Raw genomic sequence first — 14252 nt, 5'->3', positions numbered from 1 at the left:
CGTTGCGGCTCCGTTTCGTTGCGGCTCCGTTCAGGGTGCGAGGTCTCGGCGCCGGAGCAGCAGATCGGCTAGGAGGACGCCCAGCGTCCCCACGCCGACCAGGATCCCGAGCTGGGGCCAGAGCACGCCGCCTCCGGCCAGGGCGTCGCCCGGGGCGTAGTAGTGGAACGGGCTGAGGAACCTGAGCGGGGCCGCCGGCCGCCATGCCAGCGCGATGAAGTTGACGGCGAATCCCACGGCTCCGATCGCGATGGTCGCGCCGATCACCTGGGCCCGCCGTCGTCCCCCGGCCGATACGGCCATCGCCGGCCCGATCAGGCACAGGGCGAAGCCGAGGCCCATGATCCCGGCGGCGAACACCCCGCCGATCGGCACCGCACGGCGGATGTCCGGTGACAGCGCCACCCCCACCGCCACCGTGAGGGTCGCGGCCGCGTTCAGGGCCAACGCCGCGAGCACCAGGGCGGCGGTCCGTTCGGCCAGCAGCCGGGTCCGGCTGACGGGCCGCACCATCACCAGTTCCACGGTCCCGGATTCCACGTCCGCCGCCACAGCGGCCGCGGCGAGCGAGCCGATCGCGGTGAGCTGCATGGCGATCCAGAACGGGTGCGTGAGGCCGGCGCCCAGCAGTCCGGCGTAACTGGCGATCGACACGTCACCGCTGGACCCGCTGAACGCGCGGTAGGCCGACGGCGGTCCCTTCCCGCCCGCGGAGAAGAGCTGCCCCGGAGGAACCGCGTTGGCGACCACCACGATGAGCGCCTCGAAGACGACCATGCCGACGAGCAGGGCGACCAGCATCCGGCGCCGCCGGTACAGGGCGAGCCACAGCAGGGGCCACCGCTCTCTCACGGCTCCTCCCGCCCGTCACCGTCGCGGTACAGGTCCATGAAGGCCTCGTCCAGACCGGCCTCCTCCACCGTGATGTCGACCACCGCCAGTCCGAGCAGGGTGCGCAGGGCCCCCACCACCTCGCTCGGCGGTACGAGCAGCTCCACCCGGTCACCCTGCCAGTGCGGGGCCCAGCGCTCGGCGCCGCCCAGTGGCCGTGCCCCCTGCCCGTCCGCGAAGGACAGCCTGATCCGTCGGGCACGGGCCTCGCGCAGGCCGGCCACGCTCTGGACCGTGACCAGTCGTCCGTCCCGGATGATCGCCACGCGCCCGCACGTACGCTGCACCTCCGGCAGGACGTGGCTGGAGAGCAGGACGGTGCGTCCAGCTGCGGCCGCCTCGCCCAGCAGGGCGAAGAACGTCTCCTGGACCAAAGGGTCGAGCCCCTCGGTCGGTTCGTCGAGCACCACCAGGCGCGGATCGTGCTGCATCGCTTGCACCAGGCCGAGCTTCTGCTTCATGCCCCGCGAGTAGCCTCCGACGGGGCGGGCGAGGACGGCGGGCGTCAGCCCCAGCCGATCGCACAGCTCGCTGCGACGGGGCACCGGAGCGCCTTGCAGCGCGGCCAGCAGATCGAGCGTTTCCGATCCGGAGAGTTCCGGGTACAGGCGCAGTTCACCCGGCAGGTAGCCCAGGTACGGGGTCACCCGGCGATGGTCGGCGATCGGGTCCAGCCCGAGCACCCGCACCCGTCCCCCGCTGGGCCGGAGCAGGCCGGTGAGGCAGCGCAGCGTGGTCGTCTTCCCCGCGCCGTTCGGCCCGAGGAAGCCGAATACCTCACCCGGTGCCACCGTGAGGCTGAGGCGGTCGATTCCCCTCACCGGTCCGTACCTCTTGGTCAGCCCGGTCAGCTCGATCGCCGGCCCGTCGCCCATGGTTTCAGTCTGGGCCTGCGGCGGGAGACGCGCCCGCGGTCTCAGTCATCGCCGGCCCCCTGGCCGGGCCGCAGGCGGCCGGACCACAGGGGCTCGATGCCCGCCCATTCGGTTTCCCAGGACCGTGCGCTGTGCGCGTCCACGATGCGCAGGCGCACGGCGACGAGGGCGCCGCCGACGAGCACGGTCCCGGCCAGCGCGCCGGCGCCGGCTGCCGCCGCGTTCAGGGCGATGTGGGCCCGGTCGGGCGGCGCTGCGGCCGCCCTGCCGTCGTCGTCGACCCACACGCGGACCGTGTCACCGCTGCGGGTCGCTGCCGGCACGGGGACGGCTTCCGTGTGCGTGCGGTGGGAGGGGTAGGACCAGGTGGCGGTGGCCACGGTGAGCGGCGGGCTGCTCGGCCGGTCACCGGCTCGCAGGGTGGCCCCGCCGACCGTGGTCGCCGTCACGGTGTGCCGGTGGCGCGCGGTGTCCTCAGCGGCACGGTGGCCGTCCGTCCAAGCGGCCCGCCCGAGGGCGAGACCGGCGATGACCGCCAGCAGGCAGGTCAGTGCGAAGGCGGCGTGCATACGGGTCCGGGTGCGGTCGGCCGCACGCCTGAGGGGGTTGCCCCTCGTCCCTCTCTTCCGTCGGTGCATGGCGCGCCTCCGTGCCGGTCCTCGCCGGTCCTCGCCGAGCCGCGGGCCCGTCCCTTCAGGCGGTGGCGAGCTCGGCGCTGATGTGGTGGGCCCACTTCCGGATCCGCTCGGGGTTGCGGAAGTCTCCGCCCTTGCCCTGGCGGGTCAGTGCCCTGGCGAGGAAGCCCGGGGTGTGGGCCGTGATGCTGCCGCCGAAGGTCATGTGCTCGCGCGCTCCGACCAACTGCATCTCCCGGGCGACGGCGGCGACCGGGGGAATGTCGTGCTCCTCGGCGGACCGGTCGAGCGGGCCGCTGCTGAACATCCACACCGGCCGGTGCCGCAGGGAGTCGGCGTTGCGTTCGGCACAGTGCTTGGCCTTGCTGCTCCAGTGGCCGGCGTAGAGGGAGCCGCCGATGACCACGGCGTCGTAGGTGCGAACGTCGTGAACCTCGTCGGCGGGCAGCACGACGGCGTCGAGACCGTCCTCGCGCAGGGTCTCGCCGATCCGTTCGGCGATGCCGGCGGTGGCGCCGTGCTGGGTGCCGTAGGCGACCAGGACTCGCTTGGTGCTCATGGCGGGTGCTCCTCGTTTCCGTGGTGGGGCCTGGTCCCACTGTCACGCGGCCGGCTGCCGGTCCGCTTGGGCCGGACGGATCCCTCCGGGGGCCGTTCGGTCCTCCGCGCGGCGGCTCCCGCGCGACCGCGGCGGTGGCCGCGTCACCCCTTGGGTAGCCGGAACCACCGTTCCTGGCCCGCGGCAACGCCTTCCTTCCGGTCGCCGGGCAGGACGACCGGCACCGGGCCCAGGAGCGACGGGGGGACGCTGATGCCGAGCCGGCCGGGCCGGAGCCGGATGCGGACGTCCCGGTGCCCCAGGTAGGAGATCGAGAACGAGGACCCTGGCACCTCGGAGAGGGGCACCGGGTCGATGTGCAGACCGTCGCCGTGGGGTTCGAGGCCGACGATGCCGCGCTCGACGAGGTCGAGGGTGCCGCCCATGGCGCCGAGGTGGATCCCTTCGCCGGTGGTGCCGCCCTGGACGTCGGTGATGTCGCCGAGCAGGGCTTCCTGGCAGTAGCGCCAGGCTTCCGGGCCCTGCTGCCGGGCGAGGACCCAGCCGTGTACGAGACTGCTGAGCGTGGAGCCGTGGCAGGTGCGCCGCAGGTAGTGGGCCACCGTCCTGCGCCAGAGGTCGTCGTCGAGGCGGTATCCGAGCCGGGTGAACAGGGATTCGAGTTCGGTGGGGCGGAAGAGGTAGCCGAGCATGAGGGTGTCGGCCTGCTTGGACGCCTGGTAGCGGTTGGGGGTGTCGCCCTCGGCTTCCAGGATGCGGTCCAGGCGGCGGATGTCGTGGTAGCGGGCGCGGTAACCGTCCCAGTCGAGCTCGGCGAGGTCTCCGTAGCCGTGGAACTGGCTGATCACGTCCTGGTGGAACGGCACGTACAAGCGGTACGAGACGTCCTCCCAGGAGCGGAGGTCGTCGGGGCCGATGCCGAGGTGCGCGAGGAGCTCGGCGCGTCGGGCTGCCGGGAGTTCCCCGTACAGTTCGAGGGCGCGGGCGAGCACCCACGCGGCGGTGACGTTGGTGTAGGCGTTGTCGTCTATGCCGGGAGCGGCGGCGTCCGGGTAGGCGTCGTGGTATTCGTCCGGGCCGACGACTCCGCGGATCCGGTAGCGGCCGAGGCCGATGTCCCAGGTCGCCGCGTCGGCCCAGAAGTGGGCTACGTGCAGGAGGAGTTCGGCTCCGGGGCCGTGCATGAAGCCGATGTCACCGGTGGCCCGCCCGTACCGCCACACGTTCCAGGCGATGGCCGATCCCACGTGGCGCTGGAGGTGGGAGTGGTCGGGCAGCCAGCGGCCGGAGCGCGGGTTGAGGTGCAGCCGCTGCGTCTCCTCGGCTCCGGAACTGCCGCTCTGCCAGGGGAACATCGCCCCCTTGACCCCGGCTCGGCGGGCGGCCTCCCGTGCCGCGGGGAGCCGTCGGTGCCGGTACATCAGCAGGGCGCGGGCGGTGTCGGGGAGGTGGAGGGCGAGGTGGGGCAGGACGAACAGCTCGTCCCAGAAGACGTGCCCCCGGTACGCCTCGCCGTGGAGGCCGCGGGCCGGGACGCCGACGTCGAGCTCCACGGTGTGCGGCGAGAGGGTTTGGAGGACGTGGAAGGAATGCAGCCGCAGCACCCGGCCGGTCTCACCGGGTACCTTCAACTCCCCGTCGTTCCAGAGACGTTGCCAGGACGCCCGGTGGGAGGCCAGCAGGTGGGCGAAGTCCGGTGCGTGTACGGCGCGGTCGATGCTCCGGCTCACGGGATCGGCCGGGGGACGGTCGAGCGAGCTGCACAGGGCAGCGGCCTTCACGACGACGACCGGGGCGGCCCGCCTGATCGGCAGGACGAACGTCTGGGTGGCGGTGGTTGCCGTGCAGGCCCTACCCACCGGCGCCAGCGGACGTGCTGTCGTCCGGACCGCGAGCCCGATCCGAACCCGTGAGGTGCTGGTGGTGCAGGACAGCCAGGCGGTGCCCTGCGCCTCCACCCCGGCCCGGTGCTCGACGAGGTGCCGCCCGGCCAGGGCGCGGTAGCGCTCGACGCCCGCGTTCGTGACGTCGCCGTCGAGTACGGACTCGATCTCGATCCTGCCGCGCCAGCCGTACGCCCTGAAGAGCGTGCGCTGCGCCGCCAGGTTCGGGTCGCCCATGTGGACGAGGCGGGTGTGCGTGACGCCCAGGCGGCGGCCCTCGGCGTCGTGGAAGAGCATCCGGCGGGTGAGCGTACCGCCGCGCAGGTCCAGCGATACGTGGCTGTGGCGCAGGGCCGGGTGGTCGGGCGTGAGCCAGTCGCCGGGCGGTGCGCCCTCGGGCAGGCAGCGGTACCGCAGGGCGGTCCAGTCCGGCAACCGGACCATGTCCTCGTTGGAGACCGTTCGTCCGCCGATGGTGGAGGTGAGCCGGTCGTAGCAGCCGGCGAGGTAGGTGCCCGGGTAGTGGACGCCGTCGGCGACGCTTTCGGGGGCTGAACCACGGGTGGCGAAGCGGCCGTTGCCCAGGGCGCACAGCGACTCGACCAGCCGCTCGGTCTTGGGGTCGTAGCGGTGGTACTCCCAGCGCCAGGGCGTGTTCACGGGCGGCGGGACCCTTCGAGGGCGGCGGGCAGTCCGCCGAGGTCGGGCAGGACGAGCTGGGCGCCGTACGTGCGCAGGGCGTCCCCCGTGCGAGGGTCGCCCCCGCGGTCGAGCCCCACCACCAGCCCGAAGCGGCCCCGGCGCCCCGCATCGACGCCTACGAGCGCGTCCTCCACGACGGCGGTGTGTGCGGCGGTGACGTCGAGCCGGCCGGCAGCTTCGAGGAAGAGCGCGGGGTCGGGTTTGCCCGGAAGGGCGAGCGCGGCCGCGTCCTCGCCGTCCACCAGGGCGTCGAAGTAGCCGATGAGCCCTACGGATTCCAGGAGGGCGCGGGCGTGCCGGGAAGCCGAGACGGCTGCGCACCGGATCGTCTTCTCCCGCAGTGCCCGGAGTACGGGCCGCACGTCGTCGAAGGTACGGACTCCTTCGGTCCGCACCATCGCGGAGAAGACCTCCTCCTTGCGGGCGGCGACCGCGTGGACGGTGGCGCACCCGGGCGGGTCCTCGGGCGTTCCGGGCGGGAGGTCGACGTGGCGGGCGGTGAGGAAGGCGCGTACGCCGTCGAGGCGGGAGCGGCCGTCGACCAGGTCCCGGTATTCGCGGACGGCATCGAACGGGCGCGGTCGTGCACCGCCGTGCGGTGCCTGCCACTCGGGGAGGCAGCCGTCGAAGGTCTCCTTCCAGGCGGCCGCGTGGCGGTCCGCCGTGGCCAGGAGCACTCCGTCGGTGTCGAAGACGACCGCGCGTAGGTCGATCATGAGTCGTGCACCACGCGACGGCCGGTGATCCGAGCCGGGGTGAGCTTCATCCAGTGGTTGCGCGGGCCGCCGGCCCAGGGCTGGGAGCGGGCCGCGGTGTTGAGGCGGTGGATCTCGTCCGGGTCCGTGACGGCCGCCAGTTCGCCCACGGCCAGCACGCTCCAGCCGGTGGCGGTCACGTCGTCGATGTTGTCGATCTCGAAGGCGACCTCGGTACGTGCCGCTGTGGCCGTGACGCCTTCCGCGGAGGTGCGGAAGGCGATGTCGGGCCCTGCGGTGAGGTAGTTGACGGGGAGGACGGCCGGGCCTTCGGGGGTGAAGACCGCGATGCGGCCCACGCCGTGCGTGTTCAGCAGCCGTCGGCATTCGGTCTCGTCCAGCGGTACGAGCACACTGTCGCGGTGGGCGCTCGCTCGACCGGCGACGCGCTCGGCGCCGGCGCCGGTCAGGTCGTCGACGGTGACGCCGAGTGCGTCGGCCATCCGCAGGAGCGTGCCGATGGCCGGACTGGCGGCGTGCTCTTCGAGGTAGGCGATGTACCGGCCGTCGGCCCCGCACCGACGCCCCAGTTCGTCGCGGCTCAGACCGAGGGCTTCGCGGCGGGCCGCCAGGCGGCGGCCCAGGTCGGTGCGTCCCGCCGTCCTGCCGGCTTCCTGCGGTGGGGTGCTCGGCACGTTCTTCACGGCACTCACGGCACTCACGGCTCCTGCGGCGGCACGGCGACCGTGTCGTGCTGCGGTCCGCCGAGCACGACCTTGAGGGCGCCGGTTTCACCGGCGCGGGAGAAGACGTCGTACGCCTCTTCCATCTGGTCCAGCTCGAAGCGGTGGGTGACCATCCCGGCCCCGGGCAGGCGGCCGGCGGCCATCATGCGCAGCAGCATCGGGGTGGAATGGGTGTCGACGAGGCCGGTGGTGATGGTGACGTCCTTGATCCACAGGTCTTCGAGGTGGAGGACGGCGGGCTTCCCGTGGACCCCGATGTTGGCGACCCGCCCGCCCGGGCGCACCATGCGGGTGCACATCTCGAACGCCTCGGGCACGCCGACGGCCTCGATGACCACGTCCGCCCCGAGCCCGTCGGTGAGGTCCTCCACCAGCCGCTCGGGCTCCTCGTCCGCGCTCGCGGTCGCATCGGCGCCGAGGTCGCGCGCGGCAGCGAGTCGGGAGGCGGCGAGGTCGACGGCAATGGTCCGCCCGGGACTGTAGAGCCGTGCCGTGGCGATGGCGGCCAGACCGATGGGTCCGGCACCGACCACGACGACGGTGTCACCCGGGCGCACGTTGCCGTTGAGCACGCCGACCTCGTAGGAGGTCGGGAAGATGTCGGCGAGCAGTACGGCGTCGTGGCCGGCCAGGGCGCTGGGCAGCGGGTGGACGGAGAGGTCGGCGAAGGGGACGCGTACGTATTCGGCCTGGGTGCCGTCGATGGTGTGGCCCAGGACCCAGCCGCCGCCTCCGCGGCACTGTCCGTAGTGCCCTTCCCGGCAGAAGCGGCAGCGGCCGCAGGCGGAGATGCAGGAGATCAGGACGCGGTCGCCGGGACGGACGCTGCGGACGTCGCCGCCGATCTCGACGACGGTTCCGACGGCCTCGTGGCCCAGGATCCGTCCGGGCGTGACGTCGGGGACGTCGCCCTTGATGATGTGCAGGTCGGTGCCGCAGATGGTGACGGCGTCGACCCGGACGATCGCGTCGGCGGCGTCCTTGACGGACGGGTCCGGTACGTCCTGCCAGGAAGTCTGCCCGGGCCCGTGGAAGACGAGAGCCTTCATGGCGCGGCCTTCTCTCTGTGTGTTCTTCGGAGTGTGCTTCGGGGTGTCCTTCGGGAGGGGTCACCGCCAGGCTGTGCCGCTGCGCCCGCGTCCCGCTTGGGCCGGTCGGCCCCTACCGGGGACCGGTCGGACCCCTCCCGAGGGGCCGGTCCGGTCCGGTGCGACGGTGGAGACCGGCGTCCGTCCCGAAAGGAGGGCTGCTGCCATGACCCGATCAGCCACGCCCCCCGCTTCCGCCCGCCCCGCCCTGCTCAGGTTCCTCGGCGGCGTGCGGAAGGTCACCGGCAGCACGTTCTTGGCCCAGAGCGACCACGCCCGGATCCTCGTCGACTGCGGACTCTTCCAGGGTGTCGCGGACCTGCGGCGCCGCAACCGGGACGGGCTTCCCCGCGATGCCTCGGACGTCCACGCCGTCGTCGTCACCCACGCCCACCTGGACCACTGCGGCTACGTGCCGCGCCCGGTCCGGCACGGGTTCCGGGGACCGATCCTGACCAGTGCCACCACCGCCCGTCTCGCCGAGATCGTGCTCCGCGACAGCGCCCGCCTGCAGCGGGAGGCCGCCGAGCACGCCAACCAGCACCGCTGGTCCAAGCACCGGCCCGCCAAGCCGCTCTACGACGATGACGACGTCGACCACACGGTGACGTTCTTCGACCCGGTACCGGTGGGCAGTGAGGTCGAGATCACGGCCGGCACGAAGCCGGTGCTGCACCACGGCGGTCACATCCTCGGCTCCGCCTGGGCCCACCTGACCCTGGAGGACGGCCCCGCCCTCGCCGTGAGCGGCGACCTCGGCCGCCCCGGACACCTGCTCCTCCTACCGCCCGAGCCCTTCTCCGGCGCCGACGTCCTGCTGATGGCGTCGACGTACGGCAACCGGCGCCACGACCACCACCGCGCGGTCCACGGCGAGGAGAGCGCCTCCGAGACCCTGCGCGACCGGATCGACCACGAGCTGGGCCGGACGGCCGTCTTCCCGAGGTCCGGGGAGGCCGTCCTGGTCCGCTGACCTGTTCGCCCCCGCCCCCGCCCCTTCCCCTTCCTCTTCCCCTCACGGCAGCGGCATCCCGCCCGCCTGCACCCGTACACACGCCGAGGACCTGCCATGACCTCCAGCCCGTACACCGTCGCCGACGTCATGACCGCGAAGGTCATCGCCGTCACCCCCTCGACCGGCTTCAAGGACATCGCCGCCGCGATGGAGCGGTGGAAGGTGACCGCCCTGCCCGTCGTCGAGGGCGAGGGCCGCGTCGTCGGCGTGGTCTCCGAGGCCGACCTCCTGCCGAAGGAGGAGTTCCACGAGCACGGCCCGGGCCTGATCGAGCAGATGCGCCGCCTCGGCGACACCGCCAAGGCCGGTTCCACCCGCGCCGAGAACTTGATGACCACCCCGGCCGTCACGATCCGCCCCGACGCCACCTTGCCCCGGGCCGCACGGCTCATGGCCGACCGGCACATCAAGCGCCTCCCCGTCGTCGACGCCGACGGCACCCTCATCGGCATCGTCAGCCGGGCCGACCTCCTCAAGGTCTTCCTCCGCACCGACGAGGAACTCGCCACCGAGATCCGCCGCACCGTCGTGGACCGCCTCTTCCCCCTCTCCCGTGAAGCCGTCAAGGTCACCGTGGCCCAAGGGATCGCCACCCTGACCGGCGAGGTGAAGGAGCCTGACCTGATCCTCCTGGCCGAACGCCTCACGGGCTCCGTCGAGGGCGTCGTGGACGTCCACTGCCGGCTCAACCACCCGGCCGAAGCCGGCAGTTCCTGACACCCCGACGACGTGAGCGTTCACTGATCGCGGCGGAACGACGTGAGATTCTGGCACGCATGACCCGGATCCTGACCCGCACGGACCTGTTGGAACTGCTGAACCCGTCGGACTGCATCCGGGTACTGCGCGACGGGTTCGCCGCCTCCGTGCAAAGCGCCCTGCCCGGCCAGCGGGTGCGCACCGACCTTCCCTTCCCGGGCACCGCGACCGCCCTGCTGCCCGGGCTGCTCCCCGGAACGGCCGCCTACACCGTCAAGGTCAACGCGAAGTTCCCCGGCGCGACCCCGGCCCTCCGGGGCGTGATCTGCCTCCACAGCGGCACCGACGGGGAACTGCTGGCCCTGCTCGACTCCGCGACCATCACGGCCTGGCGCACCGGCCTCGCCGCGGCCCTGGCCACCGACCTGATCGCCCGACCGGCCGACGACGGCGCCCGCACGGTCGGCGTGATCGGCGCCGGAGCCCAGGCCGAACTCACCGTCCGTGGACTGCGCACGCTGCGCTCATGGGACCGGCTCGTCGTCCATGACACCGATGTGCGGCGGGCGGCTGCCTTCGCGCAGCAGCACGATGGCACCGTCGCGTCCACGCCGACGGAGGTGGCCGCGGCGGCAGACGTGGTGGTACTGGCCACCTGGTCGCGTGAACCCCTGCTGTACCTGGAGGACTTGGTGCCGGGACAGCACCTGACCACGCTCGGCGCCGACGAACCCGGGAAGCAGGAAGTCGCCCCCGAAGTCCTCCTCTCCGCCCGACTGATCGTCGACGACGCCACGCTCGTCGCAACGCACGGCGCCCTCGCCAACGCCGGGTTGCCCTCCTCCACGGCCGCCGCCTCGCTCGGAGAGGTCCTCCGCGGTGAGGCCGTCGCCCGCTCCCACGGCCGGGAACTCACCGCCTATGCCCCGGTCGGCCTGCCCTGGCAAGACCTGGCCCTGAGCTGGCTGGCATTCCAGCAAGCCGATGCAGCGGGCACGGGAGCAACCCTCGACCTCCTGTCGTGACCCACTGGCGCCGCTGTGTGCGGGCGGCGCACCCACACCACGATCGGTCGCAGGTCCACCCCTTAGGGTCAGGGGACATGACGCCATCCACTGCCAGCAGCGCCTTCGACTCGCTCCGCCTCGACGCCCTGCCCGACCAGGACGCGTTGCGCCGGATCTACGAACTGCCCAAGGACACGGCCGTACGCAAGCAGATGACTGAACTCACCCAGCAGACGCGGCGGTTGATCGGATGCTCCTCACTGGTCCTGGTCGCCAGCGCGGACGCCGAGGGCAACTGCGACGTCTCCCCGCGCGGCGGACCCGCCGGGTTCGTCGCCGTCTTGGACTCACGGACGGTGGCGATCCCGGACGCGACCGGCAACAAGCGTCTGGACACCCTGCGGAACGTCGTCGCCACCGGACGGGCCGGGCTGCTGTTCGTCATCCCGGGGCGCACCACGACGCTCAGGGTGAACGGCCGGGCCTGCGTCTCCACCCGGCCGGAGCTGTTGGCGCAGCTGACCGCCGTGGGCAAGCCGCCGGCCAGTGCGCTGGTGCTGGGCATCGAGGAGGTCTACCCGCACTGCCCCAAGTCGCTGCTGCGCAGCGGGGCCTGGAAGCCGGAGCAGTGGCTGCCTGCGGACGCCCAGCCGACCTCGGCCGAGGTGACGTTGGCTCAGCTGCGGATGCCGGAGCTGACGATCGCCGACATCGAGCAGGCGGAGGCGGACTCGCTGAAGTACCGGTACGAGTAACGGCCGACCGCGGTAGAGCAGTCCGACGGCGGCCACGACGGCGGCGGCGCAGGCCAGGGCGGTGTTCTTGAGGCGGCGGGCGTCGTCGTGGTTGCCGAGGGCGAGTTCGCGGCTGACGTTGGTGGACGCGGCGCGGGAGAGGCCGACGGCAATCTGGAAGACGAGGTAGACCAGCTGGTGGACGGCCGTGCGCGCGGGGAGCGCGTCGGGGCCGAAGGAGCCCGCCATCAGGACGGTGACGGAGAAGGAGCCGGCCTCGGAGCCGTAGGTCGCGGCGGTCGGGATACCGATTCCGACGAGGCGCTTGACGGTGGCCGCGTCGGCCTTGGTGATGTCCAGTGTGAGGAGCGTTGCCAGCTCCTCGTTCTTCTTCGCGGAGTGCCCGGGTCCTGGCCCGGGTACTCCCCGCACTGCCGCTCCTGCTCCTGCTCCTGCTCCTCGCGCCGATCGGCCCCCGACGGGCACCCGAGGCCATCGACCGGCCCGCCACCGCCCCCTACGGTCGCGATGTCCTCAGCCGGCTGCGCCCCGGCGGCGCCGCCAAGGCGCTCGGTATCTCGGCCGGTCCATGACGATGGCGCGCCCCCTAGGACGAAGCCGAGTGCACCGCGCCGGCCCGGGCGGCCGTCGCGCACACCCGCCGGAGCAGGTAGTGCAGCTGGGTGCGCTCGCCCTTCGTGAGGGACGCCAGCAGGACGTCCTGCACCGACTTCATGTCGTCCTGCGTCGTCGTCAGAGCCGCCGTACCGGTCGGGGTGAGCGCCACCACCTCGTGGCGCCCGCCGATGTTGACGACCATGTCCTGTACCAGGCCCTGCGCCAGGAGATCGCGGATCACCCGCGAGACGTCCGCCGGTGGCAGGTCCATCTGCGTGGCGAGATCGCGCCGGGCGTGCGGCCCCCATTCGGCCAGCGTCCTGAGAACCGACTGGTGCAAAGTGCTCAGCCCGCCCGCGCTCAAACGCTCGGTCATCAACGCGTCCGCGGCCCTGCCCGCCGCAGCCAGGAGATACACGGTCTGCTCGGAGGGACTCGACGACCCGCTCCCCCTGTCGTACACGTCGCATCCAATCGCCGGGAGGGGGATGTCACCTCCGACCCGGGACACGCGGACAACGTCGGCTCCGGAACCGCCCGGAGCGCCGGGCCCGGAGGGCCAGGTGAAGTAAACCTAGGCGCAGCTTACTTACACCGGGCCCATTGGTCTACATTGACGTCGTCACTCGGCGGTCCGGTCAGCCAGGAGGCCCCGAGCGGCGGACTCCACGTACTCGTGGAGTCCGCACGCCAGCACCAGACCCAGCAGGGCGGAGACCGTCACCGCCGTCACCAGTCCGGCCACGGCCGCCTGCGTCCTACGGGCCGAAGGCCTGACCGGGACCGGCTGCAGCAGGGCTTCGACCCGCTGCGGGACCGGCCCGGTACTCACCGACAGCAAGGGGCCACGCCCCTTGCCCGCCTTCTCTGCGGACGCGGCGGCCAGCGCCGCGCGCGCGATCGCGGTCGCCGCCAGCCGCCGGTCGCCCACCGCCGAGGCCGCAGACTCGTCCGCCCACCGCTCCAGGTGGAAGTCCAGCGCCGGGCGCAGGGGCCGCAGGGCGGGGTGCACCGCGGCGGCCAGGTAGGCCGTGACGGACCACAAGTGATGGCGGCCCGTCAGGTGAGCCCGCTCGTGCCCGAGCAACACCTCGCGCTCCGCCGGGCCCAGGGTTTTGAGCATGCCCGTCGTCACCACGACCCGACCGTTGCGCCCCCGCCATCCCGGAAGCGCGAACGCCTGCGGCTCGGAATCCGGTACGACCAGGAGATCACCATCAGGCACGGCGTCGCCGGTGGACGCCCAGGCTCGGGCGAGCGTCGAGCGGCGTTCGTACCAGCGGCGGACGAGCAGCACCGCCTGGAAGGCCAGCACCGCACCGGCGACCGCCGCCACCGGAACGATGGCCGGCCATTCGGCAGCCGCCCGCGACAGCGGAATCTGCTCCAGGGAGGCGAGGAACGGTACGTGGAACAGGCCGATGAGCGCCGCGACGGTGCCTCCGGCCAGCAAAAGGGCGGCCCCGGTCAGCGCAGCACACGCTTCTCTCGGCGGCAGGAGCACGGCCAGCCGACGGGTGGCCGGCACCGCAGCCCAGGGAAGCACCATGGTCAGCATGACCACGGCCAGGACCAGGGTCATTCGCCGTCCCCGGACTCCAGGAGCAGACGCCTCAGCGCTTCCTCGTCGTCCCCGGACAGGGAAGAGACGAACCGCTTCAATACCAGGTCGCGTTGCGGCTCCCGCTCCAGCTCGCGGCGCATGCGCCCGGCCGCCAGCCCGGCGGCGTCGTCCGCCGCGGCGTAGGCGAAGCCCCTGCCCTCGCGGGTCCGTACGACCGTCCCCTTCTCGTAGAGGCGGGTGAGGATCGTCGTCACCGTCGTCCTGGCCAGGTCCCGGTCGAGCGCGGCGTTGATCTGCTGCGGCGTCAACGGCTGCTCCGCCGCCCACAGGACCGCCAGCACGTCCGCGACGAGTTCACCGTGCGGACGCCTCGCGTCGCCGCCGTCCTCCACCATCCTGCTACCGCCCCGCTGCCGCCCCGGACGGTACGCCCGGTCCGTCGAAAAAATAGGTTTGCCTTATCTAACTCTACGGGGGCCCGAGTTGCGCCCCGCCTCCCTACGCCGACGGGCGCCGCCCCCACCGCCCGGCCGATGGCCCG

The 14252-nt window shown here is 72.6% G+C and carries 16 protein-coding genes and 1 pseudogene; 5 read left to right on the top strand and 12 right to left on the bottom strand.

Annotated features, from left to right (window positions below):
- Positions 1-30 precede the first annotated feature (30 nt).
- From OG594_RS18070 to OG594_RS18035, 8 genes are all read right to left on the bottom strand, one after another.
- Positions 31-852 (bottom strand): ABC transporter permease subunit, encoded by an 822-nt coding sequence (locus OG594_RS18070; RefSeq protein WP_266600110.1) that lies wholly within the window; start codon positions 850-852, stop codon positions 31-33.
- Positions 849-1766: an ABC transporter ATP-binding protein gene (locus OG594_RS18065; protein WP_266600108.1), complete on the bottom strand. Its 918-nt coding sequence runs from the start codon at positions 1764-1766 to the stop codon at positions 849-851. The genes OG594_RS18070 and OG594_RS18065 overlap by 4 nt, the downstream gene beginning before the upstream one ends.
- Before the next feature lie 41 nt (positions 1767-1807).
- A complete protein-coding gene (locus OG594_RS18060; protein WP_266600102.1) occupies positions 1808-2335 on the bottom strand; it encodes a hypothetical protein in 528 nt (175 codons plus the stop codon).
- Positions 2336-2459: 124 nt separating this feature from the next.
- The gene (locus OG594_RS18055; RefSeq protein ID WP_266600100.1) at positions 2460-2960 is read right to left on the bottom strand and encodes a flavodoxin domain-containing protein; all 501 of its coding nucleotides are present in this window, start codon (positions 2958-2960) and stop codon (positions 2460-2462) included.
- A 143-nt stretch (positions 2961-3103) separates the two neighbouring features.
- Positions 3104-5503, bottom strand: a complete 2400-nt coding sequence (locus OG594_RS18050) for a glycoside hydrolase family 65 protein (protein WP_266600098.1) — start codon at positions 5501-5503, stop codon at positions 3104-3106.
- Positions 5500-6261: an HAD family phosphatase gene (locus tag OG594_RS18045; RefSeq protein WP_266600096.1), complete on the bottom strand. Its 762-nt coding sequence runs from the start codon at positions 6259-6261 to the stop codon at positions 5500-5502. Before OG594_RS18045 ends, OG594_RS18050 begins: the two co-directional genes overlap by 4 nt.
- Positions 6258-6962 carry a pyridoxamine 5'-phosphate oxidase family protein gene (locus OG594_RS18040; RefSeq protein ID WP_266600094.1) on the bottom strand — a complete coding sequence of 235 codons (705 nt, stop codon included), beginning with the start codon at positions 6960-6962 and terminating at the stop codon, positions 6258-6260. Before OG594_RS18040 ends, OG594_RS18045 begins: the two co-directional genes overlap by 4 nt.
- Positions 6959-8035, bottom strand: coding sequence for a zinc-dependent alcohol dehydrogenase family protein (locus tag OG594_RS18035; protein WP_266600092.1), 1077 nt, complete (start codon positions 8033-8035; stop codon positions 6959-6961). Before OG594_RS18035 ends, OG594_RS18040 begins: the two co-directional genes overlap by 4 nt.
- Before the next feature lie 205 nt (positions 8036-8240).
- On the opposite strand from OG594_RS18035, the gene OG594_RS18030 reads away from it, so the two are divergent.
- The 4 genes from OG594_RS18030 (at position 8241) to OG594_RS18015 (ending at position 11550) form a co-directional block, all read left to right on the top strand.
- Positions 8241-9047: an MBL fold metallo-hydrolase gene (locus OG594_RS18030; RefSeq protein ID WP_266600090.1), complete on the top strand. Its 807-nt coding sequence runs from the start codon at positions 8241-8243 to the stop codon at positions 9045-9047.
- A gap of 96 nt (positions 9048-9143) precedes the next feature.
- On the top strand, positions 9144-9806 hold the full coding sequence (locus OG594_RS18025) for a CBS domain-containing protein (protein ID WP_266600088.1): 663 nt from the start codon (positions 9144-9146) through the stop codon (positions 9804-9806).
- A 59-nt stretch (positions 9807-9865) separates the two neighbouring features.
- Positions 9866-10813 (top strand): ornithine cyclodeaminase family protein, encoded by a 948-nt coding sequence (locus OG594_RS18020; protein WP_266600086.1) that lies wholly within the window; start codon positions 9866-9868, stop codon positions 10811-10813.
- 77 nt (positions 10814-10890) lie between these two features.
- Positions 10891-11550: an MSMEG_1061 family FMN-dependent PPOX-type flavoprotein gene (locus OG594_RS18015; RefSeq protein ID WP_266600084.1), complete on the top strand. Its 660-nt coding sequence runs from the start codon at positions 10891-10893 to the stop codon at positions 11548-11550.
- Positions 11551-11577: 27 nt separating this feature from the next.
- Here the strand turns inward: OG594_RS18015 and OG594_RS18010 are convergent.
- Positions 11578-11961: pseudogene (locus tag OG594_RS18010) on the bottom strand (MATE family efflux transporter); the annotation flags it as partial.
- On the opposite strand from OG594_RS18010, the gene OG594_RS18005 reads away from it, so the two are divergent.
- The gene (locus OG594_RS18005; protein ID WP_266600082.1) at positions 11901-12122 is read left to right on the top strand and encodes a hypothetical protein; all 222 of its coding nucleotides are present in this window, start codon (positions 11901-11903) and stop codon (positions 12120-12122) included. The pseudogene OG594_RS18010 and the gene OG594_RS18005 overlap by 61 nt on opposite strands.
- Before the next feature lie 14 nt (positions 12123-12136).
- Here the strand turns inward: OG594_RS18005 and OG594_RS18000 are convergent, their stop codons facing one another.
- The 3 genes from OG594_RS18000 to OG594_RS17990 all read right to left on the bottom strand — a co-directional run bounded on the left by OG594_RS18000 (position 12137) and on the right by OG594_RS17990 (position 14106).
- Positions 12137-12523, bottom strand: a complete 387-nt coding sequence (locus OG594_RS18000; RefSeq protein ID WP_266600080.1) for a MarR family winged helix-turn-helix transcriptional regulator — start codon at positions 12521-12523, stop codon at positions 12137-12139.
- 246 nt (positions 12524-12769) lie between these two features.
- A complete protein-coding gene (locus OG594_RS17995) occupies positions 12770-13729 on the bottom strand; it encodes a M56 family metallopeptidase (RefSeq protein ID WP_266600078.1) in 960 nt (319 codons plus the stop codon).
- Positions 13726-14106 carry a BlaI/MecI/CopY family transcriptional regulator gene (locus tag OG594_RS17990; RefSeq protein ID WP_266600076.1) on the bottom strand — a complete coding sequence of 127 codons (381 nt, stop codon included), beginning with the start codon at positions 14104-14106 and terminating at the stop codon, positions 13726-13728. The genes OG594_RS17995 and OG594_RS17990 overlap by 4 nt, the downstream gene beginning before the upstream one ends.
- Between the last annotated feature and the right edge of the window lie 146 nt (positions 14107-14252).

Source organism: Streptomyces sp. NBC_01214 (genome assembly GCF_026340975.1).
GTDB lineage: Bacteria > Actinomycetota > Actinomycetes > Streptomycetales > Streptomycetaceae > Streptomyces.
The sequence above is the reverse complement of the archived record's forward strand: the minus strand, read 5'-3'. Positions and strand labels throughout refer to the sequence as shown.